Source organism: Fructilactobacillus sp. Tb1, assembly GCF_050500285.1.
Classification (GTDB): domain Bacteria; phylum Bacillota; class Bacilli; order Lactobacillales; family Lactobacillaceae; genus Fructilactobacillus.
Window position 1 is genome coordinate 433,174 of sequence record NZ_CP191377.1, and the last position, 26,477, is coordinate 459,650.

Here is a 26,477-nt window from a genome sequence, read left to right on the forward strand (position 1 = left end):
TCTCCTTTAGTTATTCATTGCTTGTTTATCGTATTTTGCAAGTTTGTGAGTTTCAATTACTTTAATAATTTTCTTAGCATAGTTAGGATCAGTAGCGTAAGTGTTCTTTTGAAGTAATTTAGCTTGTTCCTTGTAACTAGTCATGCCAGTTTTATGGATAAATTCTTTATACAAAGCTTGGTTATGATCTTCAATTGCGGCTTGAAGACTTGGGTACTTTCTAAATTGACCAACCTGGGTAACATTTTTACCGTTGATATATTCTCCAGTGTCATATGAAATAGATTGTCCTTGGTAAGTTCCCTTAATTCCAAATGGATTATAAGCATTGGTATAGAGTTTTGATTTACCCCAATCAGATTCCAGGATTGCTTGAGCAATAACAATACTAGGCAAAACTTGTTTATTTTCTTTATACAGTGCAACAGATGGTGTTGCAACTTGTTTAATAAACTTGTTGTGTTGTTTCAAAACTGGATCATGGGCACGTTGATATGCTAATTCAGATTTGATTAAGTTTTGTTGGTTAATATGTTGGCGGATTTTATAAGTACCAAATAATAAACCAAATGTTCCAAAAACAATTACGAATGCGATAACTGGATACCAAATACTATTACCATTTTCATCCGTTTTAATTTTAAATTTAAATTTTTTCATGTATGACACCCCTTTAATAATTTCATTATACCCTATCAGATTTAATTTTTGATTAATATCTTATTTCAAATAAATACGATTTTTTGCAATTATATTCTAAACTTTTTTCGTATTTTAGAATATAATTAACAACATTGCTATAAAGGAGGCAGTTGCGTTGATTAAAAAAGAAAAAATTAACCAAAACATTGAATGGATTCAAGTAACTGATTGTCTCCCAGTCGAAAAACAAGCTTTAAAAGATAAATACCATCTTACTGCCGAAATGCTTTACTATGTACTTGATCATCATGAACGTCCTAGAATGGAATATTATGACGATGAACAACTACTCCTAATCATTTTTGACGTGGCTGAACCTTCACGATTTAATGGTGATATTTCTGCAGAACCAATTGGTTTAATCATGACTGGGGATCGATTATTTACTTTCACCGCCAATCAGACAAACTTTGTTAATCCACTACTTCGCGATGTCGTTAACAAATTACCAGCTATGAAACGGGATACTGCTTCAACACTTGATATTGTGTTCAAAACACTCTATCAATTAGCTATCCAATATTTCGATTACATCAATAATATCAACAGTGTGCGGACTAGCATTCAACGTAATTTACGTGGCAAAGCTAAAAAAGGCTCAATTAACCAACTTTTGAATTTACAAACTGACTTGGTTTATTTCCTTACTTCGCTTTCTGCTAATAACGATATGTTGATGATGGTCAAACGTAAACTAGGAAAAACTTTATCTGATGATGATAATGACGTTCTTGATGATGTCATTGTCGAAATTCAGCAAGGTCTATCCATGGCGCAAATGGCCAATCAAGCAGCTCAACAGGTAGCTTATGCCTATTCAAACTTACTAGATAGTAACTTGAATAGTACGATGAAATTTTTGACTGTTTTCTCAATTGTGTTATCTGTGCCAAATATTGTGTTTGGTTTTTATGGTGAAAACGTTAATTTACCATTTATGAATCATACGATGGCTTGGCAAATAACCGTTTTAATTAGTTTTATTTTGATTGGTATTGTCTTATTGATCATGAAATTCAGTGATTTCTTTAACCGTTAAAACTACCAAATCCCTTTACATTTCTGTAAGGGGATTTTTTTTATGTCTAAATTTAAAGCTTTAATTAACCATCATTGGATCATCAGTTTCATTATTAGCGGCATTATCGCTACGATTGCCTTAGTTACGTTACCGAATTTAAGTGGGATTGCATTTCAAGCGATTACCCCACCAAATCAATTAACTAAAAATGCGCAACAAATTACGAAACACTGGGGAAATAATCAATCCGATGCGCTTCCAGTATCAATTACTTATCAAGTCCCTACGGAATTTTCTGATAGTCAAAAAATTCGGTTAGCAACCAAAGAACGCTGGCTAATTGAACATAAACGTGATTTGCAAATTTATAAAATCACGTCCGCTAATACGAGTCCACATGCTAAAAATCAATTTCAAGGAAAAAATTGGTTAACCTTACAGTTTTGGATTCCAGCTAACTTAATTAACAGTCCTGATTATCAAACTAAACTGCGCCATTTCAGTAGTTTAGCTGGCATTAAATCTAATTGGAATAATCCATCTAACGAAGCATATCAAAAGATTACCAATCAATGGTTTAAACAAAAAATTGCTTGTGTTTGGGTTTTAATTATTAATTTCATTTTATTACTAGTGATGACTAATTTTACGAAATCCCTTCTGCTGAGTTTATTTAATTTGGAATTAGATCTAATAATTTTAAATTTAAGTACTCATTTTTCTATCAATTTCTTTTATACCCCGTTGGCTATTGTCTTGGCTACCAGCGTGATCATTTCAGCTTGCACTATTAGACATCATATTCCAAATTGGCTGAAGAAATGCCATAATCCCATGCAAAATTGGCATCCGTTAATCACCATTTTTCTGCTAATTTGTTTAATTTTTCCACTCTTCTCCAACTGCCAAATTCAGTTACAAGAACCACAGAAAAAACAAACCGTAACGCTTTATTTAGCAAACCAGCAATCACTGATTTCTAATAAAAATCTCAGTATCATTAATAATTTAACCAATGAAATCAAACGGTTACCCAATGTCAGTCAAGTTACGTCTGTAACGCAGCCAGGTGGTTACAACATTTCTAAATACCAATTAAAAACCATATTAGGAGAAACCATAACTAAGCTTGAGCAACAACAAAACCAGTTGCAAAGTTCAACTACTGAAATTAAAAATCTCACTGATGAACCACAAATTGCAACTAACCTACATGATCAAGCTACACAACTTAATCAAATTAAAGACCAGGAGAAACTAAAACAAAGTTTACAAAATGCTAATCATGATTTAGATGATCAATTTAAGTCCCATACCGAGCACCTAACGCAAATTCAAAATAAACTGACTGAAACTAATCCTGATGATGAATTATATTCATTAACTGAGCTTAACCAGCAACTTGGCAAACACTTTTTCCTTACCAAACAAGATGCTGTAGATTCAGATTTTAATCAAACCTGTTACAACTACAATAACCATTCGCAAACAGCTACCCGGATTAATATCACACTTCGAGATGGTCAACTACACAATTTACCGACGCAAATTAAAAATAAACTAGCAGGAACTCCCCTAGCAAATGTAAAAATTGGCATGACTGGGGTTGCAATCAATGAAGCTAATCAACGCTATCAATTTCAACAACGATTTCCCATTTATTTAATTGGAATGGGATTAATCTTATTGTTATTTATTAGTTTCCGGTTTAAATCACTTTCACTAGGAATAATTATCTTAATGGCTATCATAATTTCGCTTAGTGCTAGTTTAGGCATGCTGGCCTACTTAACTACTTACCAATTCACGCTTAGTTCAATTTATCTATTAGGTTATTTATATTTGATTGCCAGTTTAATTACACTAACTTGTTCAGCTAAACTCACAATGCTAACTAGTCCGCTAGTAATAATTCCACTGTTGTTAGTGGCCTCATTACAACCACTTGGTTTGGCAGTAGTAACTTTTATGCTTATTTTTCAATTTTTGTTTCCAGTTATTTTACAAGCCAACAAAAAAAGACTTCTTTTCAGAAGTCTTTTACCGAAACATTTACTAGGAATTAATCTTTAACGTCTTCTACTTTGTACACAACTTCATGCTTATCATTAAGATAACTATAAAGTCGTTTAGTATGAGCTTCGTCAAAGTATCCCATATCCATCATTGTCCGGCCAGCACGTTCAACAAAACCGTGATGCATTTCTACAATGATTTCATGAGTATCCTTCACAGCTTGCATCCGCTTCTGTGATTTTTCAATCGCAGCACTAAGTGGATTACCATCATCAAGATAATACTTAATCAAACGAACCATCACAAAGTTTCGGTGATCAAAAACTCGTGAGGCCATTTTTTCATTACGAACGCTGTGGATGTATCCTTTTTGTTCCCAGTAACGAAGTTGTCTTGGTGAAACACCGGTCATCTTACTAACTTCACCAATTCGAAAGATATAATTTTTTTCATTAAAATTCTTTAAAAATTTAGGATCTTTCACGTTCTGGTTCCTCTTCTCTAATTTAAACTTAACTTACTTATTATACTCAGTAACTTTAATTTGGTCACCATCAACGGCCATTTTTGTAATACTTCCATTAGCAGGACGAACACTCAAATCAAATTGACCTGGTTCTGAAAAACGGTCAACTAAACTTAACAGCGTGTTCCCATGACTAACAAGTAACACATTGTCGCCGTCTTCAATATCAGGATTATTAGTAATCAAATTCAAACCTTGATCTAATCGTTTCCAATATTCTTCGGCATTCTCAGCTAAATGGAAAGGATCGGCTGCTTTCATAAAGTCTTTGGCCTTATTCATATCATACTTAGTAATGATATCTTTGAAAGTTGGTGCGTCATGAGGTGCACCGGTTTCATACCAAGCTTCATCCATATTTAAGCCTTCAAAATAACCATAAAATTGTTCACGGAAAAATGGTGATACCATTGGGGGACGAACATTAAATGCTTTGTTTTGATCATCAATAATTGACAATGTCTTACAAGCACGTGGCATATCACTACAATAAGTAGCCTTGAAGTCAATATCAGCCAAACGTTTTCCTGTTTCAACTGCCCCATCAATTCCTTTTTGAGTTAGCGGTGAATTGCTCCAACCCTGAAGTTTATTAAAAATATTAAAATACGTTTGTCCATGACGAACAACATATAAAGTGAATTTTGCCATAATGTCTATTTCTCCCCTTTTAAACCAGTATACCACGCAAAGAGTTAGGCACTAATTCTTATACTTTGTTTAGTTTTTTTTACCTATAAAGTCTGCTATCATGTAGGATATGTACTATCTTATTTAATAAGGAGTTATCACTGTGAAATTCATCAAAAAACTATTGGCAAAAATCAATACGCGGTTTGGATTTTTTGTCCTATTAATATTTTTATTCTGGGCCAAAACCATTTACGCTTATCTCATTGATTTCCACCTCACCACATCGGATTTCTTACAGCAAATCTTGTTATTTGCTAATCCGATTGCAACCTCGATTATTTTATTCGGGCTAGCTTTTTATTTAAAACCAGCTAAGCTATTTTATCCTGCAATTCTACTACTCGATTTTCTCAATACCGTTTTACTTTATTTAAACGTCATTTATTTCCGAGAATTTACCGATTTTATGACCGTTTCAACTATGACTGGTTATTCCAAAGTTGATCAAGGTCTAAGTGGAGCATCGTTAGCATTAACTGCTCCTCATGATATTTTTTACTGGATTGATATTCCCATTTTAATTTTACTTCTACTATTTAAAGTAATTAAAATTGATAAACATCAACTTAGTTCCAAATTTGCATTTGCAATTTTTTCAGTTGGAGCACTATTTTTGACTGCTAACATCACGTTGGCCGACATGGATCGTCCTCAACTATTAACGAGAACTTTTGATCGAAGTTATGTAGTTAAATACCTCGGATTAGACGTTTTCACTACCTACGATGGTTTTCAAACACACAAATCCAACGAATTACGTTCAAATGCTAATAAGTCTGAAATCTACAAGGTTAAAGATTTTACTGACGCACATTATGCCGCTCCTAACGAAAGCATGTATGGCTCTTTAAAGGGTAAAAACGTCATTATTATTCATTTGGAAAGTTTCCAACAATTTTTAATCAACAAAAAAATCAACGGAAAAGAAGTTACTCCGTTCTTAAATTCAATTTATAACAGTAACCATACTTATGCCTTTGACAATTTCTTTAACCAAGTTGGCCAGGGTAAAACTTCTGATGCTGAAAATATGCTTGAAACTAGTACATATGGACTTCCTCAAGGATCATTATTTGCCCAATTAGGAAGTGACAATACTTTCCAAGGTGCTCCTGCTATTTTTGATCAGCAAGGTTATTCAACGGCTGTCTTCCATGGTAATGTGGCGAGTTTCTGGAACCGAAATAACACTTACAAGAACCTTGGTTATCAATATTTCTTCGATGCTAGTTATTACGATACTTCTGGTGATAAAGCATCCGGCTATGGTTTGAAAGATAAACTCTTATTCAAGGACTCCACTAAGTATCTTCAAAACTTACAACAACCTTTCTACGCTAAATACATTACGGTTACAAATCATTTCCCATATGATTTAGACGCTAAAGATCAAAAAGATGATCCAATTACACCACCTGATACTGATGATAATGCCGTAAATAATTACTTTGTGACTGCTCATTACCTTGACCAATCAGTAAAAGAATTCTATCAATATCTAAACGATACTGGACTAATCAAGAATTCAGTTGTAGTGCTTTATGGTGATCATTACGGAATTTCAAATTCAGAAAATACTAGTTTAGCCCCACTTCTTGGGGTTAAATCTGAGGACTGGAATGATTTTGATAACGCTAAAGTACAACGAGTTCCATTTATGATTAATTCACAATCATTTAATCACGGTTATATTGATCATACTTACGGTGGTGAAATTGATGTCTTGCCAACTTTGATGCATTTAATGGGAATTAGTTCTAAGAAATACATTCAATTCGGAACTGATCTCTTCTCAGATAAACATGATCAAGTCGTCGCCTTTAGAAATCAAGATTGGGTTTCACCTAAATACACTTGTATTGGTGGTACTATCTACAATTCTAAGACTGGTAAAGTTATCAAACCTGATAAAAAGTTACAAAAGAAAATTGATGCTATGCAGAAACAAGTTAATACTGAATTAAGTCTCTCAGATACGCTTAATTCACAAAACTTACTTCGTTTCTATCATCCTAAAGGTTTCAAAGCGGTTAACCCATCTGATTACAACTATTCAAATGGACTTAAGCGAGAACAAAAAATTGAAAAACAATTAGGTGATAAATCATCAAGTGTCTTTGATACTAATGGACAAAAAGATACTAGTAAAACTTATCAAACTGATGCTCCCGAAGCAACCGAACCACGGAGTGACACGAATAAAATTCAAATCACTAATGCGGATTCAAACAATCAATAAACAAAAAAATTCCAGATCAAATGATCTGGAATTTTTATTTACAAACTTATTTGTGTAATGAGGTACTATGAATTGGCGTATGACGGTCAGGATAAAGACGCTTCATAATCGCATTAACTGCTAATGGGGCTTCACCAAATCCCGTTGTAATCAAAGTATCTTTACCAAGATACGTAGCTTGATCACCAATACTAAAGACGTTTGGTTCTGATGTTTCCATCTCTTGATTAACCTCAACCAAATGATGATTCAAAGCTGGTTGAATTTGCCAACTTTGTAAATCCTTGTTGTTTGAGATAAAACCATAGTTAACCACTAAATCATCAACGACAAAGGTTTCTTCATCATCAGTTTTAACTTTTTTGGCTGTAACTTGTAAACGACCATCTTTATCATCAAGACGTTTGATTAAATAAGGGGTTAAAATTTCAACAGACGAAGTATTTAACTTATCAATCATGTGTTCCAAGCCACGAAATTCATTGCGTCGATGGAGTAATGAGACTTTGTTAGCAACCGTTTCAAGCATCAAAGCCATATCAACAGCTGAATCTCCCCCACCAGCGACCATGACATCTTTACCAGCAAACTTTTGTAAATTTCTCACGCTGTAAGAAATAAACTTGTCAGCAAGAACATCAGCATTTTCTGCTCGTAATTCACGTGGTTTAAAAGATCCGTTTCCGGTAGCAAGAATGACTGCCTTACTTTGGTAAGTTTTACCATCCGTTTCGATGTCAAAATGATCATCTTGGCGAACAACATTCATAACCTTAGTTCCTACTCGTTGTTCCACTTCAGGCATCGTGTCCAATTGTGCTTGTAGGTTATTAACTAACTCGGCTCCAGTTAGGCCAGCAAACCCTGCTACATCAAGAATGGTCTTTTCTGGATATAAAGCATTAACTTGTCCACCAAGTTCGGCTAAGCTTTCAATAACTTGAACCTTAGCATTCCGTAGCCCCGCATAAAATCCAGCGAACATTCCTATAGGGCCACCACCAATAATTGTGATATCATATAATTTGTGCGACATTTCAAAATCAACTCTAATCTATAAAAAATTTATTTACAAAGGAAATTTTACCATTATGAAATACAAGAAAACATTTATTTTTAGCATTTTCCTATTAATTCTAGCCGTTGGCTTTGGTGGATGGTATTACAATGCCCATAAAGAATCATCATATACCGTTAAGCAAACTAGAACCGCTACTGTATTCATCCCTGGTCTAGGTGGTAATTTTATTACCTCTGACTATATGGTATCATCTTGGGACAAGGATGGGGTAGCAACACGTGCCCTACAAGTGTACGTAAAAAATGATGGTAAAGTTGAAACCACTAAGCAATTTGCTAAAGTTGGCAAAAACAATCCAGTTATCCAAGCCAATTTTCAAACTAACAACAAACCTGCTCAAGAAGCTCGTTTAATGCCACAATTGATGAAATACCTTCATGATAAATATGGTATTGAACATGTTAACTTAATTGGACATTCTTCTGGTGGAGAAATCATTTATAACTACCTTACTAACAAAGGCGGTTTAAATAAATATCCTGCTAAAGATCTTCCTCAAGTTGATCACTTCGTTTCAATGGCTAACACTTACCCTCTTCATGATAAAAACATTAGTAATCTTCCAAAGAACTTGGAAATCTTAAACTTCTGTGGTGACATTGACCACACAGGAAGTGATGGTTTAATTCCAACTCGAGATGTTAAACCATTTGGAAAACTGGTTAAAGGGCACGTTAAGAGTTATAAATTCATGGTTTACCATGGTGACCCTCAACAAGCACAACATTCAATGCTTCACGAAAACCCTGCGATTAACAAAATTATTGCGCAATATATGTATAAATAACCAAAAGACGAACATTTTTCAGTTGAATTACTGAGATTTGTTCGTTTTTTATTCTAAAAGTATTGAAATGTATTTCTTTTTCCAGTATTATAGAGAAAATAAACTAACAATTAACGGAGGAAGACTCATGAGTGTTAAGAAAATGATCCTAGATGTAGATACCGGTGTTGATGACGCAATGGCAATTGCCTACGCCATTGCTGATCCCGCTGTGGAATTGATTGGTATTCTTTCTTCATACGGTAACATTGAAGCCGACCGTGCTGCTGACAATGCCCTTAAACTATTACATTTACTCCACGAAGACGATGTTCCCGTTTTCCTTGGTGAAACTGACCCTGTTGACCACAAATATCAAAGAATTGATATTAATGCCCAAATTCATGGTGAAAATGGAATTGGTGATGTTGAATTAGAAGAAGTTACTCGTCCAGTTGAAAACGAAGACGGTGTTGATTTCTTAATCGAATCTGCTAAAAAATATGGTAAAGATTTAACTGTTGTTGCTACTGGTCCCATGACTAATCTGGCTGCTGCCATTGAAAAAGATCACGATGCCATGAAAATGATTGGTGATATTACTATCATGGGTGGTGCTTTAACTGTTCCTGGTAACGTTACTCCATGTGCTGAAGCAAACATTGAACAAGATCCAGTTGCCGCTAATGAACTATTTACAAGTGACCTTACAGTTACGATGGTTGGTCTTGATGTTACTTATCGTACTCTTCTTACTAAGAAAGAAACTAAACTATGGCGTGAAACTGGTTCCGAAGCTGGTATCAAGATGGCTGATATCGTTGATTACTACATTGACGTATATGCTGATATTTATCCAGAACTTGGTGGTTGTTCACTTCATGATCCATTAGCTGTGGGAGTTGCTATTGACCCTACTTTTGTAACTTTATTGCACATGAACATGAAAGTTACTACTGAACATGATGCTTACTACGCTAGAACCATTGGTGACAAAGCTCGTCTTAACGATCCTACTACTAATGTTCGTGTAGCCGTTGATGTTGATAAAGAACGTTACCTTGAAGTATTTATGAATCTCTTCTTGGAATTATTTAACAAACTTAAATAGTATAAATTAAAAAGAACTTATCTCGTTTGAGATAGGTTCTTTTTTCATCATTTATTTTCAATTTTAATTACAAAACTGCTAATAAATCCAATTAACATTATTACAAACATAAACAAAAATCCGTAATTTGATCCTAAATGATCATTCATTTTTCCAATATATGTTGATGCAAATATTTCAACGAATTGTGCCATCCCCGTCCAAATTGCAGTTGTTCTCCCCATGTATTTTTTATCCACAAGATTCATTAAAATTGTATTAATTATAACTCTCAATGAAGAATTAGATAATCCAATTAAAAATGTAGCAATAAATGTAATTGAAACAAAGTTAAAGATAAATAGACCTAATAAAGCTATGCTTGCTAATGCAAAAAAATCCAAAAGTAAATTTTCATCATTAAATTTATCAATTAAAATACTTATAATTATTCCAGCAGTTAATCCACCAATTCCATAACACATATCTGTAATACCATATGTAATACTCGTAGATTTAAGAATTGTATCCACATATCCAGGCATTGATACATTAAACAATTGGGTAACGATTAGCGGGAGAATAGATAGTAATCCTATTCCTGAAATTAACTTATTTATTCTTAAATAGTGTATTACTGAATTACTCTCTGTTACTTCGTGTATGTTAGTATCATTAATCTTATCAATTGGTGCATTAAACATTAAAAAATTTCCAATTAAAAATAATATGACATTAATCCAAAGAATTGAAACAAATCCGATGTATTTCAATAAAATACCAGACAAACCACCCGCCATAAACATTCCAACTTGCAAAGAAACTTCAATAAACGAATTGGCTTTACCAAATAATTTATCTGAAATTACAGATTGAATGTAGCTTCTAGAGGAAGCCATATAAGTTACCCATCCAAATCCAGTTATAATCGCAAGTAAGTACATAGTAATCAAATTAAATTTAAAAAAATATAACCATAATGCTATAACCGCAATTGGAAAAGCTCTAAATATAAAAGTAGCTATAACAACATTTCTCCTTCGATACTTATCAGTAATATAACCCGCAAATGACGATATTAAAAAACCTGCACACACATTAATTGCTAAAAATGTTCCTACTGATGCATTTGAACTTGTATTTTGTAATACATACCAATTTGCTCCAACTGTAGTTAACCCTACCCCAAAACCAGATATAATATCAGCAAAAAAGAAATTTCTAAACTGTTTGTAGCTTAATAATGATTTCATTTTCATTCTTCTCCCTTATTTACCAATCTATAATTTATACAATTCCCTTTTTCTATGGCTTCTTTATCTTTTTTTATATCTCCAAAATGATTCCCAAATCCAATTACATAATCAAAAAAATTCATATTTAGGAAATCACATATATATTGCATTTGATTAATAATTGGTAAGGCTTTGATTCGGGGATTATCTCCCCCAACTAACACCAAAATTATTTTTTTATCCTTCATACTATTCTTAAATTGATTATCCTTTTTCAGAGATTCCGACCATCTATCAATAAATATTTTCAAATTCGTAGAAAATGAATACCAGTATACAGGAGAAGCTATAATGACATATTCTGATTTTTCTAACTTTTTAATATATTTATAAAAATCATCTTTACTATCGTCCCAATTACCATCAAATCTATGATCTCTAATTTTATCTATTTTTATTTCATTTAAATTTATCAGTTCATGTTTTATGTTTTTTAAAACAAGATTTGCTAAATAATTTGAATTAGATTTATTTCTACTAGATGATTCAATTAATATTACTTTTCCATTATTCAAAACTTCATTCCCCCTTACTTATATTTGAACCAAGTTTACATTGACCAAAGTAAAGGAGTATCATTATGTAAAGTTTTTCGTCATAATTACTAATATTAATTAAATTGAAGGTGATTTGTATGGATAATGGACAATTAATTAAAAAATTACGGAAAGAACGTGGAATATCACAAGCACAACTTTCAAATGGTATCTCAACTAGAACAACACTTTCTTCTTTTGAAAACAAAAAATCCAAAATTCCTAGTGATATTTTATTTGAATACCTCAAACGAATGAATATTTCACCAGAAGAATATTCATTTTATCTTAATAATGACTCAAAATCAGAAAAAGAATACGCCTTACAATACTTTAATGAAAATATTTATAAAGCAAAAGAATACGAAATAAGACAGCGCATTCATAATTATCAAAAAAAATACAAAGATTATAATGATTTCTTTTTTTGCTGTTTATCAATTGAACTGAAATTATTTTTAAATAAATCACAAGAAGATAATGTTTTTGATGTAAAAGAAGATACTGAAATCATAAAAAATTATTTAAATAGCATTCAGCAATGGGGTCATTTCGAAATTTCTTTATTTTCAAATTGTTTATATATTTTTAATAGTGATTATATACGTGCAACTTTTAAAATATTATTTAAAAAAACAAAAAATCTAAGTCAAATAGATTCATATAAAAACGATGTATCAATATTCATCAATAACTGTATTATTCTTTCATTTGAAAGAAATGAATTAAACGATGCAAACACATATATTAATTCTCTTTCTGATATTTCCAATGGTTCTCCCAGAAAAACATATGACAAATTAATGTGTAATTACTACAAAGAACTATTACATCAAATAACAATTCAAGAAAATAAACTTATGAAAAGCATAGCTACATTTAGAGAACTTGGATTTTCAGATCACGCTAATAGACTAGATAAATTTAAGATTAAAATATTATCTAACTATATAAAATAAAACATTCAAACTAAAAAACACCAACTTACCAATAAAAAGATAAGTTGATGTTTTTTAGTTATTTTAAAGCTTTAATAATTTCTGTAATCGCATATGAAATTGTTCCTACAAACGGAAAGAATAACCACCAATATCTGGCAGCAAAATCCCAAAAGTTTGTATGGTGTTCTTTAATTATTTGTTCTTTATTAGAAGCTTGTCCAAAAACCAATTCATCCAATGAACAATTAAATATTTTAGTTAGCTTAATTAAAGTATTCAAATCTGGAGTTGTATCGCCCGCCTCCCATTTTGAGATAGCTTGTCTGGATAAAAACAACTGATTAGCTAATGCCTCTTGAGATAAATTGTTTTTTTGTCTAAATTTTTTTAATTGTTGCGCAAATATCACTTTCATAGTTACACCACCTTTATAAGTTATTAATATTATTATCCATAACTCATAAATTTACACGTTTTATTTAAATACAAGACGCAAATTTAAATTGCATTGTGTCACTTAGGCGTTGCCTTGTTGATATAACGGTAAACAAAAAAAGTTCAGTAACAGATATTTAAATCTATTACTGAACTTTTTTAGGTTGCGTGACGATGTCCTATCCTCGCAGGGGGCGATCCCCCAACTACTTTTGGCGTGCTGAAGCTTAACTTCTGTGTTCGGCATGGGAACAGGTGTATCCTTCAGGCTATTACCATCACACTATTTTTTTAAGAGCTTTGCTCTCTCAAAACTAGACAATATTATTTTCTTCCGATTACCATTCTATTATTTATTTTTCTTGGTTAAGTCCTCGACCGATTAGTATTAGTCCGCTTCACACATCACTGTGCTTCCACTTCTAACCTATCTACCTAATCATCTTTCAGGGGTCTTACTTCCATATAGGAATGGGAAATCTCATCTTGAGGCGAGTTTCACACTTAGATGCTTTCAGCGTTTATCTCATCCATACATAGCTACTCAGCAATGCGCCTGGCGGCGCAACTGATACACCAGCGGTATGTCCATCCCGGTCCTCTCGTACTAGGGACAGCTCCTCTCAAATTTCCTGCGCCCGCGACGGATAGGGACCGAACTGTCTCACGACGTTCTGAACCCAGCTCGCGTACCGCTTTAATGGGCGAACAGCCCAACCCTTGGAACCAACTACAGCTCCAGGATGCGATGAGCCGACATCGAGGTGCCAAACCTCCCCGTCGATGTGAACTCTTGGGGGAGATAAGCCTGTTATCCCCAGGGTAGCTTTTATCCGTTGAGCGATGGCCCTTCCATATGGTACCACCGGATCACTAAGTCCGACTTTCGTCCCTGCTCGACCTGTATGTCTCGCAGTCAAGCTTGCTTTTGCCTTTACACTTTAGGAATGATTTCCAACCATTCTAAGCAAACCTTTGAGCGCCTCCGTTACTATTTAGGAGGCGACCGCCCCAGTCAAACTGCCAACCAGACACTGTCTCCGCGCACGATCAGTGCGCAGGGTTAGAGTGTTCACATAACAAGGGTAGTATCCCACTAACGCCTCCACCGAGACTAGCGTCCCGGCTTCTATGGCTCCTACCTATCCTGTACAAGTTATGTAAACACCCAATATCAAGCTACAGTAAAGCTCCATGGGGTCTTTCCGTCCTGTCGCGGGTAACCTGCTTCTTCACAGGTATCTTAATTTCACCGAGTCTATTGTTGAGACAGTACTCAAATCGTTACGCCTTTCGTGCGGGTCGGAACTTACCCGACAAGGAATTTCGCTACCTTAGGACCGTTATAGTTACGGCCGCCGTTTACTGGGGCTTCATTTCAGTGCTTTGCCAAAGCTAACACTTCCACTTAACCTTCCAGCACCGGGCAGGCGTCAGCCCATATACTTCATCTTACGATTTTGCATAAACCTGTGTTTTTGATAAACAGTCGTTTGAGTCTTTTCACTGCGGCTGACCTTGCGGTCAGCACCCCTTCTTCCGAAGTTACGGGGTCATTTTGCCGAGTTCCTTAACAATAGTTCTCTCGCTCACCTGAGGATACTCTCCTCGACTACCTGTGTCGGTTTGCGGTACGGGTAATTAATTACTAACTAGAAGCTTTTCTCGGCAGTGTGACATCAGATACTTCTCTACTTAAATTTCGATCCTCATCATTGCTTGTCAACTCGCTTGAAAGCATTTAACTCTCAAACTGACTTACAATTTAAACGCACATATCCAACCGTGCGCATATCTTAGCCTACTGCGTCCCTCCGTTGTTCAAACATAATTAACTAGTACAGGAATCTCAACCTGTTATCCATCGCCTACGCTTCTCAGCCTCGGCTTAGGTCCCGACTAACCCTGGGTGGACGAGCCTTCCCCAGGAAACCTTAGTCATACGGTGGATCAGATTCTCACTGATCTTTCGCTACTCATACCGGCATTCTCACTTCTAAGCGCTCCAGTAGTCCTTACGGTCTACCTTCATTGCCCTTAGAACGCTCTCCTATCACGCAACCTAAGTTGCGTCCGTAGTTTTGGTAATATGCTTAGCCCCGGTAAATTTTCGGCGCAGAATCACTCGACTAGTGAGCTATTACGCACTCTTTAAATGGTGGCTGCTTCTGAGCCAACATCCTAGTTGTCTAGGCAACTCCACTTCCTTTTCCACTTAGCATATATTTAGGGACCTTAACTGACGGTCTGGGCTGTTCCCCTTTCGACGATGGATCTTATCACTCATCGTCTGACTCCTGGACATAAATCAATGGTATTCGGAGTTTATCTGAACTCAGTAATCCTAGATGGACCCCTTGCTCAAACAGTTGCTCTACCTCCATGATTCTAAATCCAAGGCTAGCCCTAAAGCTATTTCGGAGAGAACCAGCTATCTCCAAGTTCGTTTGGAATTTCACCGCTACCCACACCTCATCCCAGCACTTTTCAACGTACACGGGTTCGGACCTCCGGTGCGTATTACCGCACTTTCATCCTGGACATGGGTAGATCACCTGGTTTCGGGTCTACGGCAACATACTAAGACGCCCTATTAAGACTCGCTTTCGCTACGGCTCCGCTTTTTCGGCTTAACCTTGCATGCAACTGTAACTCGCCGGTTCATTCTACAAAAGGCATGCCATCATCCATTAACGGACTCTGACTGCTTGTAGGCACATGGTTGCAGGAACTATTTCACTCCCCTTCCGGGGTGCTTTTCACCTTTCCCTCACGGTACTGGTTCACTATCGGTCACTAGGAAGTATTTAGCCTTGGGAGATGGTCCTCCCGGATTCCGACGACGTTTCACGTGTGTCGCCGTACTCAGGATCCTGAACTGAGGGTATTTGATTTCATTTACGAGGCTATCACTCTCTTTGGCTTAGTTTCCCAACTAATTCAATTATCAAATACTTTTGTAACTCAAATGTTCAGTCCTACAACCCCGAACCACAAGGGTTCGGTTTGGGCTGTTCCCCGTTCGCTCGCCGCTACTTAGGGAATCGAAATTTCTTTATATTCCTGAGGGTACTTAGATGTTTCAGTTCCCCTCGTTTACCTTTGCATAGCTATGTATTCACTATGCAATGACCAGTCATTACACTGGCCGAGTTTCCTCATTCGGAAATCTCCGGATCAAAGCTTACGTACAGCTCCCCGAAGCTTATCGCAGTTAGTTGCGTCCTTCATCGGCTCCTAGTACCAAGGCATTCACCATGCGCCCTTATTAACTTAACCTATAATCCTACGGATTATAAATTATATTGAGTTTTAGCGATTAAAACTAATTAAAAACTCAAAAATAACACAATGGTTATTTCTCGGTTCAATTATATAAAAATATAATTATTACAGAAAATAATATTATCTAGTTTTCAAAGAACAAAGTTCTGAGAGTAAAATCTCTCAAAACTGAATAAGATTTAGATCATGTAAGGTTCCGAATTATTCCTTAGAAAGGAGGTGATCCAGCCGCAGGTTCTCCTACGGCTACCTTGTTACGACTTCACCCTAATCATCTGTCCCACCTTAGGCGGCGGACTCCTAAAAAGGTTATCCAACCGACTTTGGGTGTTACAAACTCTCATGGTGTGACGGGCGGTGTGTACAAGACCCGGGAACGTATTCACCGTGGCATGCTGATCCACGATTACTAGCGATTCCAACTTCATGCAGGCGAGTTGCAGCCTGCAATCCGAACTGAGAACGACTTTAAGAGATTAGCTTGACCTCGCGGTTTCGCAACTCGTTGTATCGCCCATTGTAGCACGTGTGTAGCCCAGGACATAAGGGGCATGATGATTTGACGTCGTCCCCACCTTCCTCCGGTTTATCACCGGCAGTCTCTCTAGAGTGCCCAACTTAATGCTGGCAACTAAAGACAAGGGTTGCGCTCGTTGCGGGACTTAACCCAACATCTCACGACACGAGCTGACGACAACCATGCACCACCTGTCATTCTGTCCCCGAAGGGAACGTCTAATCTCTTAGATTGGCAGAAGATGTCAAGTCCTGGTAAGGTTCTTCGCGTAGCATCGAATTAAACCACATGCTCCACCGCTTGTGCGGGTCCCCGTCAATTCCTTTGAGTTTCAACCTTGCGGTCGTACTCCCCAGGCGGAATGCTTAATGCGTTAGCTCCGGCACTGAGAGGCGGAAACCTCCCAACACCTAGCATTCATCGTTTACGGCATGGACTACCAGGGTATCTAATCCTGTTTGCTACCCATGCTTTCGAGCCTCAGCGTCAGTTACAGACCAGATAGCCGCCTTCGCCACTGGTGTTCCTTCATATATCTACGCATTTCACCGCTACACATGAAGTTCCACTATCCTTTTCTGCACTCAAGTTTATCAGTTTCCGATGCACTTCTTCGGTTAAGCCGAAGGCTTTCACATCAGACTTAATAAACCGCCTGCGCTCCCTTTACGCCCAATAAATCCGGACAACGTTTGCCACCTACGTATTACCGCGGCTGCTGGCACGTAGTTAGCCGTGACTTTCTGGTTAGATACCGTCACACCGTGAGCAGTTACTCTCACGGCCGTTCTTCTCTAACAACAGAGTTTTACGAGCCGAAACCCTTCTTCACTCACGCGGCGTTGCTCCATCAGACTTTCGTCCATTGTGGAAGATTCCCTACTGCTGCCTCCCGTAGGAGTATGGGCCGTGTCTCAGTCCCATTGTGGCAGATTACCCTCTCAGGTCTGCTACGTATCATCGCCTTGGTGAGCTATTATCTCACCAACTAGCTAATACGCCGCGGGTCCATCCAGAAGCACTAGCACAAAGGCCAGCTTTCAAACAAGAACCATGCGGTTCTTGTTGTTATACGGTATTAGCATCTGTTTCCAGGTGTTATCCCCTTCTTCTGGGCAAGTTACCCACGTGTTACTCACCAGTTCGCCACTCAGTCGGATCTAAAATCAAATCGATGCAAGCATCTCATTTCAATTAGGCGACTTCGTTCGACTTGCATGTATTAGGCACGCCGCCAACGTTCGTCCTGAGCCAGGATCAAACTCTCATTTTATAATGAGAACTTTACTAGCTCAAATTAATTTATATTTATTAGCAAATTGACATTGCAATTGTTTAACTCTTGAACTAAGTTCAAAAGTTATCCTTACACTTTATTATTGTAATCAAAATCTTATTCAGTTTTCAAAGATCATACTGACAAGTACCTCAACTGGTACTTTATTAATATAACACATTGGTCAAGAAAGGTCAAACATTTTGATCAATGATTTTTAAACTCAATTAAAATCATCAAATCAGGTCATTCCCTTTTCAACAATATTAACTATATACCCCTCAAACCCGCATGTCAACAGTTTGGTCAAAAAAAGTCAAACTTTTTTATTTTTATATATAATACTAATAAAATTGTAAACAAAAGACTAACTATGATCTATTAATGAGTATCATAATCAGTCTCAGTTTTCATTAGTTAATTAATTAAATCTACCATATAATGTTAAAACAATTTGACTATTAGTAATCTTTTTTAACATTATACTTAAACGAAATTGGTGGACGAGTATCACCATTGAATTCCTTTAGTGATTTTGGTTTGTCGAATAAATATACATCTTTAATAAAAACCGCATAAGCAATATAACAATTAACAAAGTAACTATTAAAGAATTCATCTTTATTCATAAAACCCATGTTACTAGTTTGTTGCCAAACCTCTTCCGGAGTTCCACTAATAATTTTATCAATCGTAAAATAACCAATTACAGAACTAATTGGACGACATTCATAAATGTATATGCGACTAGCTGCTTCATTTTTAAAGATATGATGACGATAATCTACCGTCTTTTCTCCAGAAGCAATTGCATCCGCATACTTAGGCGTAAATGACATTAACGTATACTTGTCCTGATAGTTAGTTTTAAATTTTAATAACTTAGCACCAGATAGTTTCAACACTTCTTCGGTGCAATTACGATAAACCGCTTTTAAGTTTTCATAACCTAACAAAATCCCACTAAAATATCTAATTATAATAACCAGTGTATTCGTTAAATCATTATCTTTGATAACTTCAAAAATCGTATATCCGGCACTTTTAGCTGGTTCACCACCCGTATTATAATGAATAATTTCGTTTTTGTTATCTTCATGAGCTACAAAAGCATATGCATCATGATCACAATTAGGATATTCCTTTTTGACATCCGCAATAATCTTGTCAGCATCTTCAACTGAAGAGATATTAAACGATAAAGCAATAAATTTTGATCCCTTTTGTTCTATATTAAAGGTCGAATTCTTCCTTATAGTATATAAATTAAATTCTCGTTCCATATTAGTTCACCCATAGATAAAAAGAAGCCACGCTATTAACGTGACTTCTAAGTATTATTTTAATAACTGATCGTTTTTAGTTGCGATGAGTTTCGTGGTTATGTTCACGAACATTTTCTGCTAATTTTAATTCTTCAGGAGTTACCTTCAAATCTTCAACAGCTGATTTAATCTTTCTAGCAAGATCAACGTGTGGGTAAATACGTGCTGGAACTGTTTCCAACTTACCAGTATTTACAATACGAACGTCACGTTCTGGTTCAACTTCTAATCTAAAAGTAGCTAAATCATTAAATTCAACACCTTTACGATCTACTAGTGAATCTTTTACTACTTCTGCAACTGCAGCTAATGTAGTTGTAGCGTCATCAACAGAAACATTTAACTTAGTAGCTAACTTGTCAGCTAATTCAGTATTTGTTGTAACATTACCTGTTGTTAATGGAATTAAAGCCATGATAGAGCCTCCTATAATAATTATCTAATCAATCGAATAACCTAATAAATTATTTTAATAATTTATCAACGTCTTCTTTATATGCATCTGAAGAAGCATCAATATGTCTAAGCAAATCAACACGGGGATCATCTACATTTCCAACTTGGTTTTCTTTAATTGAGCTGTATAAAGCTCTCATTAAATTATCTAAAGCTAATTCAATACCCTTAGCTTCTGCGGCAGTTAAATTGTTCCAGTCTTTCTTAATATCCATTTTCAAACCCCTCCAACATATTATAATGATTTTTATTAGATAGTCTAAATAAACTATCTGTCTTTATTAAACTAATCTTTTCACAACAAATCAAATATAAACACTCGTAAAATAATTGCGATAAATTAACTTATTTTTTAACCATATACACTCCATATAAACTAGTGTTACAATTACGCTAAATAATTTAATAATGCTAAATAATTTAATAATATAGAGGATTTAATTATGGATAATAATATTTCTTATACCTCAGTTGGGGACGGAACTCCAATTATCTTTCTTCATGGTCTTTCACTTGATTCTCACTCAACCATGAATTTTTTTGAACCTTTTTCTAATAGTAATTATCAAAGAATTTACATTGATCTTCCCGGTATGGGACAAAGTAGTCCAGTTTCATCTGCTTCAAGTGATGAGATTTTAAAAGAATTGCTCAAATTCATCCACGATTTAATTGGAAACAAAAAATTTATTGTTTATGGGCATTCTTTTGGTGGCTATTTAGCATTAGCAATTACAGCTAGCTTAAAGTCACAAGTTTTAGGTTGTTTCGCCTCGTCCCCCGTTGTTATAGCCAATCATAATCATCGAAATGTTGCACACCATATTAATAAAATCATTGAAGAAATAACTCCAAATGATAACCAACAATTCTTTACTAGTTTCCTATCTATGGATGTCATGGTTGATAGTAATCGATGGAAAACATATCAAAAATCAATCATACCTGGATTATTAAATGCAAACTTTGATTTTATCAATCACTTACAAAAGAATTATTCATTAAATAATGAAGATAATTTAAAAAATGAAACTGGAGATGTACATATTTTGATCATTGCTGGAAAATATGATCAAATTGTTGGTTATCAAGACCAAATTAACTTCGCTAAAAATAACCAAAATGCCGAATGTATTGTTATTAATGACGCTGGTCATAACCTATCGATTGACCAGCCTGAAATGGTTCACCGTCTATTTAATGACTTTCTAAAACAACTGTAATTTTACAAGTCATATTGATTACTTTTTCACAATAAATGGAGTATTCTAATTTTGAAAGAGGAGGTTATTAGTTATGACAGAAAAACAAACACCAACAGAATTCAAAGACATCACTGACGAACTCAATGATGCAGCCAAACCAGTGGATATTAAGGCCGTTGTAGCAAAGCTTGATAAAATTGCTGCTCCTTACCTTGCCAAAGCATATAAAAATACTTGGGCATTCACACCAGAAAAGAAATTAACTGATGCTCAGTTAAACGATCCAAAAGTTTTAAACGAACATTTAGAATCACTTGATCGTTTTGAATTAGCTCTCGTAGTTGATCAAATCGCTCAATTAGTTGAACAATAAATCAAACATAATAAAAGACCACATTCAATTTACGAATGTGGTCTTTTATTATCTACAATCTTATTTAATTAATTTATCCCAAATCACTACTTCGTTAGATGCCAATGACTTTGGCACATCAATAATTCTTTGATTAGCGCTTCCCCGAAATTGTAAAGTTAGATCCTTTTGTGCTTCTAAAAATCGCCCATCAACTAAAATATCTAACATACTCAAAAGTCTAATTTTGTCATATGATTCTTTTTGTAATTCATCCCAGGTATAACCCGTCCAAGACCAGATATCTTTTGCATGACCAAACTCTTTTCGAATCCGTTTACACAGTCTGAGACAAACCTGCGTATTTAAAAATGGTTCACCACCGAGTAACGTTAATCCTTGAACATAACTTTTAGACATATCAGTAATAATTTGATCTTCTAGCTCATCAGAATACGGTTTCCCATAATGGAAGTTTTGGGCTGCCCGATTGTAACAACCAGGACAATTAAACATACATCCTGATACATATAAACTGCATCTAATTCCTTCACCATCAACCATGTTAAATGGTTTATAACTGGCAATGTATTGCCTGCTTCGTTCTGAAGCTAACCATTGCTTTGGTTGTGGATTATTAGGTAATCTCACTTTTTTATTCATTATTAATTTCACCTGAATTTAAATTTTTCACTCTTGAAGAAATTTCTTTATGTCGTCCATGAACCATCGGTCTAATCATCGGATTACCTAAATAGCCACAAGTTCTTTTGACCACATCACAGGTTTTAGGATCTCGGTTCCCACATTGGGGACATTCAAATCCCTTGGCAGTTGGCTTAAAATCACCATCAAAACCACATTTAAAACAGTGATCAATTGAAGCATTCGTTCCTAAATAGCCCACATGATCATAGGCCCAATCCCAAACTGCCTCTAAAGCAGCTGGATTTTGTTTTAAATTAGGATATTCGCAATAATGAATAAACCCACCGGATGCGTATTTTGGATATGCTTCTTCAAACGTTAATTTTTCAAACGGAGTTGGATTCTTACGAACGTCATAATGAAAACTATTCGTATAGTATTCCTTGTCCGTAATATCCTTAATCTTCCCAAATTTAGCAATATCATCTTCACAGAAAGTATCCGTTAATGATTCAGCTGGAGTGGAATAAACGCTAAAGTGATAACCAGTTTCTTTTTCCCAATCAGAACAGTGATCAGCTAAATATTTAACAATTTCAACCGTAAAATCATGTGCTGATTGGTCATGTTCCCAAGTTGGACCATAAAATTCAGTTCCTACTTCATAAAGTCCGATATAGCCTAGCGAGACCGTTGCTCTACCATTTCGATATAATTCATCGACAGAATCAGATTTCTTCAATCGTTTCCCAAAGGCACCATTTTCATAGAGAATTGGAGCATTCTCAGGGCTTGCTTCTTTACAACGTCTAATTCTAAACAATAAGGCTTTTTTCATTAACTCAATACGATCTGACATAATTTCCCAAAATACTTTTTTATCTCCATGGGACTCAATTGCAATTCTAGGTAAGTTAAGCGTTACTACCCCTAAATTCATTCGACCACTATTTACTAACTCGCCAGTTTCCGGATCTCTCCAGCCTTGTAAAAAACTTCTACAACCCATTGGGCACTTAAAACTCCCAGTTAATTCAATGATTTTGTCATACATTAAAATATCGGGATACATCCGCTTCGTTGAACATTCAACTGCTAGTTCTTTTACATCATAATTAGGGTCTTGCTTTGTTAAATTAACTCCCTTTTTCAAAGTGAAAATTAATTTAGGAAAAATTGCCGTCCGATGTTGTTTACCCAAGCCCTTAATTCTGACTTTAAGAATAGCTTTTTGAATTTCCCGTTCAATCCACGAAGTCCCCAAACCAAATCCAACGGTCGTAAATGGAGTTTGCCCATTAGATGAAAACAACGTATTAACTTCATATTCCAACGCCTGCATGGCATCGTAAATATCTTTACATGTTTTGGTTTTGGCATAGGCTTCCCTTTTTTCGGGTTCAATCCATTTCTCTGCCTCAGCTAAATGTTTTTGATAATTTAGATTAGCATATGGTGCTAATAGCTCATCAGTTCGATCAGAAGAACAGCCCCCATATTGACTGGATGCCACATTCGCAATAATTTGTGACATTTGGGCGGTTGCAGTTTGAATTGATTTGGGTGATTCAACATTTGCATTTCCAATTTTAAAACCAGATTGCAACATATTTTTAAAATCGATCAAACAACAATTTGTCATCGCAGTTAAGGGCGAATAATCTAAATCATGAAAATGAATATCGCCACGTAGATGTGCTTTAGCAACGGTTTGGGGCATCATCGTTAACCCCATCGATTTTCCAATCATTCCAGCAGTTAAATCACGTCTGGTACTAAAAATATTACTATCTTTATTAGCATTTTCGTGAATAACAGCATCTTTTCCTTCAAATAGTTGCTTCAATTTATATTTAGGATCGGTAACTTCATTCCACTTTTTCAAATCCTGAATGCGATATTGGATATATTTATCTAACAAATCAAAGTGTCCGGCATCTTTTAAAGCCTCTTCAAAGTATTTTCTAATTTGCGTTGTACTGATTTCTGCTTCTGCATATGTATTTATAAGTTTTCCCAATAAGATATTCCTAACATTGTGTTTGATTTCACTATCATCAGTAAGTAAATCTAACACTAGATTTACTTTATAAAGATAAAACTCTGTTTTTTCTCCATCACTCTTGATAACGGTCTTTTTAGTTAAAACATTATTGTAATCTTGCACTAAAATCACTCCTTAATTAATCGATGAATGATTTAAGTCTACGCTGATAATCAAATCTTTCAAACCGCAAAACACCACATATAGCGTTTTGAATTTGAGAAACACGCTACATATGGTGTGTGAAACATAAAAAAGAAATTTTTACGTTATTTTTTCTAAAAATTCGTGCTACAATGATTTCAATTAAGTTGTAACCAAGCCTAGCAATAATCATCTGCTTCTATAGCTCAATTTCACGCCATTTTCACTTAACTGCACAAAAAAATAGAATCAGAAATTTTTTTCTAATCCTATTTTTGGTTAAAAATTAAAATGTTTGTTTATAAATTCATTAATTATAATTTATTCATAGCTGAGTGTTTACGACTGTAGCCAAAGAATACAATAAATCCTAAGAGCAACCAGATTACAAATCTAACCCAAGTTTCCCAATTTAGTCCAGCAATCAAAGTCAAACAGAATAAGATTGAAATGATTGGCACAACTGGTAATCCAGGAGCCTTGAAACCACGATGAATTTCAGGATGAGTGTATCTCATTACTAATGTACCAGCTGATACTAAGATAAAGGCTGTTAGAGTTCCGACATTTACCAATTCAGCTAAGATGTTTAAGTTGATTAGTCCCCCAGCAATTGCTGTTAAAGTACCAATGAACCAAGTTCCTTTGAACGGAGTTTGCGTTTTCTTACTAACTTCACCAAAGAATTTAGGAAAGAGTCCATCACGTGACATTGAGTACAAAATTCTTGATTGACCATAAATCATAACTAACAGCACAGTTGTCATTCCGATGATTGCACCTAAACTAACGATAATTGATAGCCAAGTTTGTCCCGTTTTAGCGAGAACTGCCAATACTGGAGCATTTAGGTAGTTAGCAAAAGCAGTATATTTAACTACCCCAGTCATAATCATCGTCATGATGATGTAGAGAATTGTTGAAATCAAAAGTGAAAGTAAGATCCCCCGTGGCAAAGTCTTACTAGGGTTAATTGTTTCTTCAGCACTTGATGATACAGCATCAAATCCAATAAATGAGAAGAATACGATTGAAGCTGCTGGAATAATTCCTGAAGCAACCCCATCATGAGTTGAGTACCAACCATAAGGACTAAAGGGCTTCCAGTTGCTTGGATCAACAAATTTAAATGTAAAGAGAATAAATAAAATAATTACGGCTAATTTAATCATTACCATGATGTCATTTAATCGTTTCGTTTGATTAACACCCATTGAAACAATTCCTGTAATCAACATTACGATAAAAAACGCTGGTAAATTAAAAATAGTTGTTACCCCGGGAGTCGTGCCAGCAGCGGCCGTTAGGACTGTTGGAATATGAATTCCAATATTATCAAGTAAATTAACAATGTATCCTGACCAACCAACAGAAACGGTTGCTGATCCCAATGCGTATTCTAGAATTAAGTCCCATCCAATAATAAAAGCGACTAATTCTCCAAAAGCCATATAGGCATATGTATAAGCTGACCCGGCTACGGGAGCCATTGAAGCAAACTCGGCGTAACATAATCCTGCAAAACCACAACAAATGGCTGCAATTAAGAATGATAGTGCTAAACCAGGTCCCGCGGTTAAAGCACCTTTTCCAGTTAATACAAAAATTCCCGTTCCAATAATGGCTCCGATTCCTAAAAACGTTAAATCTTTTGTTTTTAACGTTCTTTTAAGTGGTGTTGCAGTTGCCATCAATTCATCAATGCTTTTCTTTCTAAATAATGAATTCATATCCGTCATCTCCTAACTATACAAGTGAATTTATGGGTGTTTTCACATAATACACGAACAATTCTATTATTGTAAAGCACTTGTGTAGTATTTAACGACATTTGTTTGATTTTTTTCTGATGATATAAAACCCTACATCAACACTATCTATTTT

21 protein-coding genes and 3 rRNA genes are annotated in these 26,477 nt (G+C 35.3%); 8 read left to right on the forward strand and 16 right to left on the reverse strand.

Annotated elements, in window-relative coordinates:
- Positions 1-6: 6 nt before the first annotated feature.
- Positions 7-660, reverse strand: a complete 654-nt coding sequence (locus ACQW5G_RS02555; RefSeq protein ID WP_429971515.1) for a glycoside hydrolase family 73 protein — start codon at positions 658-660, stop codon at positions 7-9.
- A gap of 157 nt (positions 661-817) precedes the next feature.
- On the opposite strand from ACQW5G_RS02555, the gene ACQW5G_RS02560 reads away from it, so the two are divergent.
- On the forward strand, positions 818-1,741 hold the full coding sequence (locus ACQW5G_RS02560) for a magnesium transporter CorA family protein (RefSeq protein ID WP_429971516.1): 924 nt from the start codon (positions 818-820) through the stop codon (positions 1,739-1,741).
- Positions 1,742-1,783: 42 nt separating this feature from the next.
- Positions 1,784-3,796 carry an MMPL family transporter gene (locus ACQW5G_RS02565; RefSeq protein WP_429971517.1) on the forward strand — a complete coding sequence of 671 codons (2,013 nt, stop codon included), beginning with the start codon at positions 1,784-1,786 and terminating at the stop codon, positions 3,794-3,796.
- Here the strand turns inward: ACQW5G_RS02565 and ACQW5G_RS02570 are convergent.
- Positions 3,786-4,223, reverse strand: a complete 438-nt coding sequence (locus ACQW5G_RS02570) for a MerR family transcriptional regulator (protein WP_429971518.1) — start codon at positions 4,221-4,223, stop codon at positions 3,786-3,788. The two genes, ACQW5G_RS02565 and ACQW5G_RS02570, sit on opposite strands and share 11 nt — an antisense overlap.
- Before the next feature lie 33 nt (positions 4,224-4,256).
- Positions 4,257-4,916 carry a histidine phosphatase family protein gene (locus ACQW5G_RS02575; RefSeq protein ID WP_429971519.1) on the reverse strand — a complete coding sequence of 220 codons (660 nt, stop codon included), beginning with the start codon at positions 4,914-4,916 and terminating at the stop codon, positions 4,257-4,259.
- A gap of 151 nt (positions 4,917-5,067) precedes the next feature.
- On the opposite strand from ACQW5G_RS02575, the gene ACQW5G_RS02580 reads away from it, so the two are divergent.
- Entirely contained in the window at positions 5,068-7,197 is a 2,130-nt protein-coding gene (locus ACQW5G_RS02580; RefSeq protein WP_429971872.1) for an LTA synthase family protein, read from the forward strand.
- 46 nt (positions 7,198-7,243) lie between these two features.
- Here the strand turns inward: ACQW5G_RS02580 and ACQW5G_RS02585 are convergent, their stop codons facing one another.
- A complete protein-coding gene (locus ACQW5G_RS02585) occupies positions 7,244-8,233 on the reverse strand; it encodes an NAD(P)/FAD-dependent oxidoreductase (protein ID WP_429971520.1) in 990 nt (329 codons plus the stop codon).
- Between the two features lie 55 nt (positions 8,234-8,288).
- Between ACQW5G_RS02585 and ACQW5G_RS02590 the strand changes: the two genes are divergently transcribed.
- Positions 8,289-9,065, forward strand: a complete 777-nt coding sequence (locus ACQW5G_RS02590) for an alpha/beta hydrolase (RefSeq protein WP_429971521.1) — start codon at positions 8,289-8,291, stop codon at positions 9,063-9,065.
- Positions 9,066-9,192: 127 nt separating this feature from the next.
- On the forward strand, positions 9,193-10,155 hold the full coding sequence (locus tag ACQW5G_RS02595; RefSeq protein WP_429971522.1) for a nucleoside hydrolase: 963 nt from the start codon (positions 9,193-9,195) through the stop codon (positions 10,153-10,155).
- A 47-nt stretch (positions 10,156-10,202) separates the two neighbouring features.
- On the opposite strand, the gene ACQW5G_RS02600 is transcribed toward ACQW5G_RS02595, so the two are convergent.
- Both ACQW5G_RS02600 and ACQW5G_RS02605 read right to left on the reverse strand, forming a co-directional pair.
- Entirely contained in the window at positions 10,203-11,387 is a 1,185-nt protein-coding gene (locus tag ACQW5G_RS02600) for an MFS transporter (protein WP_429971523.1), read from the reverse strand.
- Between the two features lie 2 nt (positions 11,388-11,389).
- Complete coding sequence (locus ACQW5G_RS02605; RefSeq protein ID WP_429971524.1) at positions 11,390-11,944, reverse strand: flavodoxin family protein; 555 nt, start codon at positions 11,942-11,944, stop codon at positions 11,390-11,392.
- A 119-nt stretch (positions 11,945-12,063) separates the two neighbouring features.
- Between ACQW5G_RS02605 and ACQW5G_RS02610 the strand changes: the two genes are divergently transcribed.
- Positions 12,064-12,924 (forward strand): helix-turn-helix domain-containing protein, encoded by an 861-nt coding sequence (locus ACQW5G_RS02610; protein WP_429971525.1) that lies wholly within the window; start codon positions 12,064-12,066, stop codon positions 12,922-12,924.
- Between the two features lie 58 nt (positions 12,925-12,982).
- Here the strand turns inward: ACQW5G_RS02610 and ACQW5G_RS02615 are convergent, their stop codons facing one another.
- From ACQW5G_RS02615 to ACQW5G_RS02645, 7 genes are all read right to left on the reverse strand, one after another.
- Positions 12,983-13,321 carry a helix-turn-helix transcriptional regulator gene (locus ACQW5G_RS02615; RefSeq protein WP_429971526.1) on the reverse strand — a complete coding sequence of 113 codons (339 nt, stop codon included), beginning with the start codon at positions 13,319-13,321 and terminating at the stop codon, positions 12,983-12,985.
- 186 nt (positions 13,322-13,507) lie between these two features.
- Positions 13,508-13,624: ribosomal RNA gene (gene rrf / locus ACQW5G_RS02620) — 5S ribosomal RNA — on the reverse strand.
- A gap of 79 nt (positions 13,625-13,703) precedes the next feature.
- Positions 13,704-16,620 (reverse strand): 23S ribosomal RNA (locus ACQW5G_RS02625).
- Between the two features lie 218 nt (positions 16,621-16,838).
- Positions 16,839-18,416 (reverse strand): 16S ribosomal RNA (locus tag ACQW5G_RS02630).
- The 16S, 23S and 5S rRNA genes sit together here, the layout of an rRNA operon.
- Positions 18,417-18,880: 464 nt before the next feature.
- Positions 18,881-19,702 (reverse strand): YigZ family protein, encoded by an 822-nt coding sequence (locus tag ACQW5G_RS02635; protein ID WP_429971527.1) that lies wholly within the window; start codon positions 19,700-19,702, stop codon positions 18,881-18,883.
- 76 nt (positions 19,703-19,778) lie between these two features.
- On the reverse strand, positions 19,779-20,159 hold the full coding sequence (locus ACQW5G_RS02640; protein WP_429971528.1) for an HU family DNA-binding protein: 381 nt from the start codon (positions 20,157-20,159) through the stop codon (positions 19,779-19,781).
- Positions 20,160-20,208: 49 nt separating this feature from the next.
- Positions 20,209-20,415 carry a hypothetical protein gene (locus tag ACQW5G_RS02645; RefSeq protein WP_429971529.1) on the reverse strand — a complete coding sequence of 69 codons (207 nt, stop codon included), beginning with the start codon at positions 20,413-20,415 and terminating at the stop codon, positions 20,209-20,211.
- Between the two features lie 228 nt (positions 20,416-20,643).
- Here ACQW5G_RS02645 and ACQW5G_RS02650 point away from each other — a divergent pair, with 228 nt between their 5' ends.
- Both ACQW5G_RS02650 and ACQW5G_RS02655 read left to right on the forward strand, forming a co-directional pair.
- Positions 20,644-21,423 carry an alpha/beta fold hydrolase gene (locus tag ACQW5G_RS02650; protein WP_429971530.1) on the forward strand — a complete coding sequence of 260 codons (780 nt, stop codon included), beginning with the start codon at positions 20,644-20,646 and terminating at the stop codon, positions 21,421-21,423.
- Positions 21,424-21,496: 73 nt separating this feature from the next.
- The gene (locus ACQW5G_RS02655) at positions 21,497-21,778 is read left to right on the forward strand and encodes a hypothetical protein (RefSeq protein WP_429971531.1); all 282 of its coding nucleotides are present in this window, start codon (positions 21,497-21,499) and stop codon (positions 21,776-21,778) included.
- A gap of 60 nt (positions 21,779-21,838) precedes the next feature.
- Here ACQW5G_RS02655 and nrdG read toward each other — a convergent pair whose 3' ends face one another.
- The 3 genes from nrdG to ACQW5G_RS02670 all read right to left on the reverse strand — a co-directional run bounded on the left by nrdG (position 21,839) and on the right by ACQW5G_RS02670 (position 26,323).
- Positions 21,839-22,420 (reverse strand): anaerobic ribonucleoside-triphosphate reductase activating protein, encoded by a 582-nt coding sequence (gene nrdG, locus ACQW5G_RS02660; RefSeq protein WP_429971532.1) that lies wholly within the window; start codon positions 22,418-22,420, stop codon positions 21,839-21,841.
- A complete protein-coding gene (gene nrdD / locus ACQW5G_RS02665) occupies positions 22,413-24,572 on the reverse strand; it encodes an anaerobic ribonucleoside-triphosphate reductase (RefSeq protein ID WP_429971533.1) in 2,160 nt (719 codons plus the stop codon). Before nrdD ends, nrdG begins: the two co-directional genes overlap by 8 nt.
- Positions 24,573-24,907: 335 nt before the next feature.
- The gene (locus ACQW5G_RS02670) at positions 24,908-26,323 is read right to left on the reverse strand and encodes an amino acid permease (protein WP_429971534.1); all 1,416 of its coding nucleotides are present in this window, start codon (positions 26,321-26,323) and stop codon (positions 24,908-24,910) included.
- Between the last annotated feature and the right edge of the window lie 154 nt (positions 26,324-26,477).

Bases quoted from the DNA above. Each gene is read 5' to 3' on its own strand.
- ACQW5G_RS02565 (WP_429971517.1), top strand. From the start codon at position 1,784: ATGTCTAAATTTAAAGCTTTAATTAACCATCATTGGATCATCAGTTTC.
- ACQW5G_RS02610 (WP_429971525.1), top strand. From the start codon at position 12,064: ATGGATAATGGACAATTAATTAAAAAATTACGGAAAGAACGTGGAATA.
- ACQW5G_RS02555 (WP_429971515.1), bottom strand. From the start codon at position 660: ATGAAAAAATTTAAATTTAAAATTAAAACGGATGAAAATGGTAATAGT.
- ACQW5G_RS02670 (WP_429971534.1), bottom strand. From the start codon at position 26,323: ATGAATTCATTATTTAGAAAGAAAAGCATTGATGAATTGATGGCAACT.
- ACQW5G_RS02640 (WP_429971528.1), bottom strand. From the start codon at position 20,159: ATGGCTTTAATTCCATTAACAACAGGTAATGTTACAACAAATACTGAA.
- ACQW5G_RS02645 (WP_429971529.1), bottom strand. From the start codon at position 20,415: ATGGATATTAAGAAAGACTGGAACAATTTAACTGCCGCAGAAGCTAAG.
- ACQW5G_RS02585 (WP_429971520.1), bottom strand. From the start codon at position 8,233: ATGTCGCACAAATTATATGATATCACAATTATTGGTGGTGGCCCTATA.
- ACQW5G_RS02590 (WP_429971521.1), top strand. From the start codon at position 8,289: ATGAAATACAAGAAAACATTTATTTTTAGCATTTTCCTATTAATTCTA.
- nrdG (WP_429971532.1), bottom strand. From the start codon at position 22,420: ATGAATAAAAAAGTGAGATTACCTAATAATCCACAACCAAAGCAATGG.
- ACQW5G_RS02595 (WP_429971522.1), top strand. From the start codon at position 9,193: ATGAGTGTTAAGAAAATGATCCTAGATGTAGATACCGGTGTTGATGAC.
- ACQW5G_RS02655 (WP_429971531.1), top strand. From the start codon at position 21,497: ATGACAGAAAAACAAACACCAACAGAATTCAAAGACATCACTGACGAA.
- ACQW5G_RS02615 (WP_429971526.1), bottom strand. From the start codon at position 13,321: ATGAAAGTGATATTTGCGCAACAATTAAAAAAATTTAGACAAAAAAAC.
- ACQW5G_RS02600 (WP_429971523.1), bottom strand. From the start codon at position 11,387: ATGAAATCATTATTAAGCTACAAACAGTTTAGAAATTTCTTTTTTGCT.
- ACQW5G_RS02635 (WP_429971527.1), bottom strand. From the start codon at position 19,702: ATGGAACGAGAATTTAATTTATATACTATAAGGAAGAATTCGACCTTT.
- ACQW5G_RS02650 (WP_429971530.1), top strand. From the start codon at position 20,644: ATGGATAATAATATTTCTTATACCTCAGTTGGGGACGGAACTCCAATT.
- ACQW5G_RS02575 (WP_429971519.1), bottom strand. From the start codon at position 4,916: ATGGCAAAATTCACTTTATATGTTGTTCGTCATGGACAAACGTATTTT.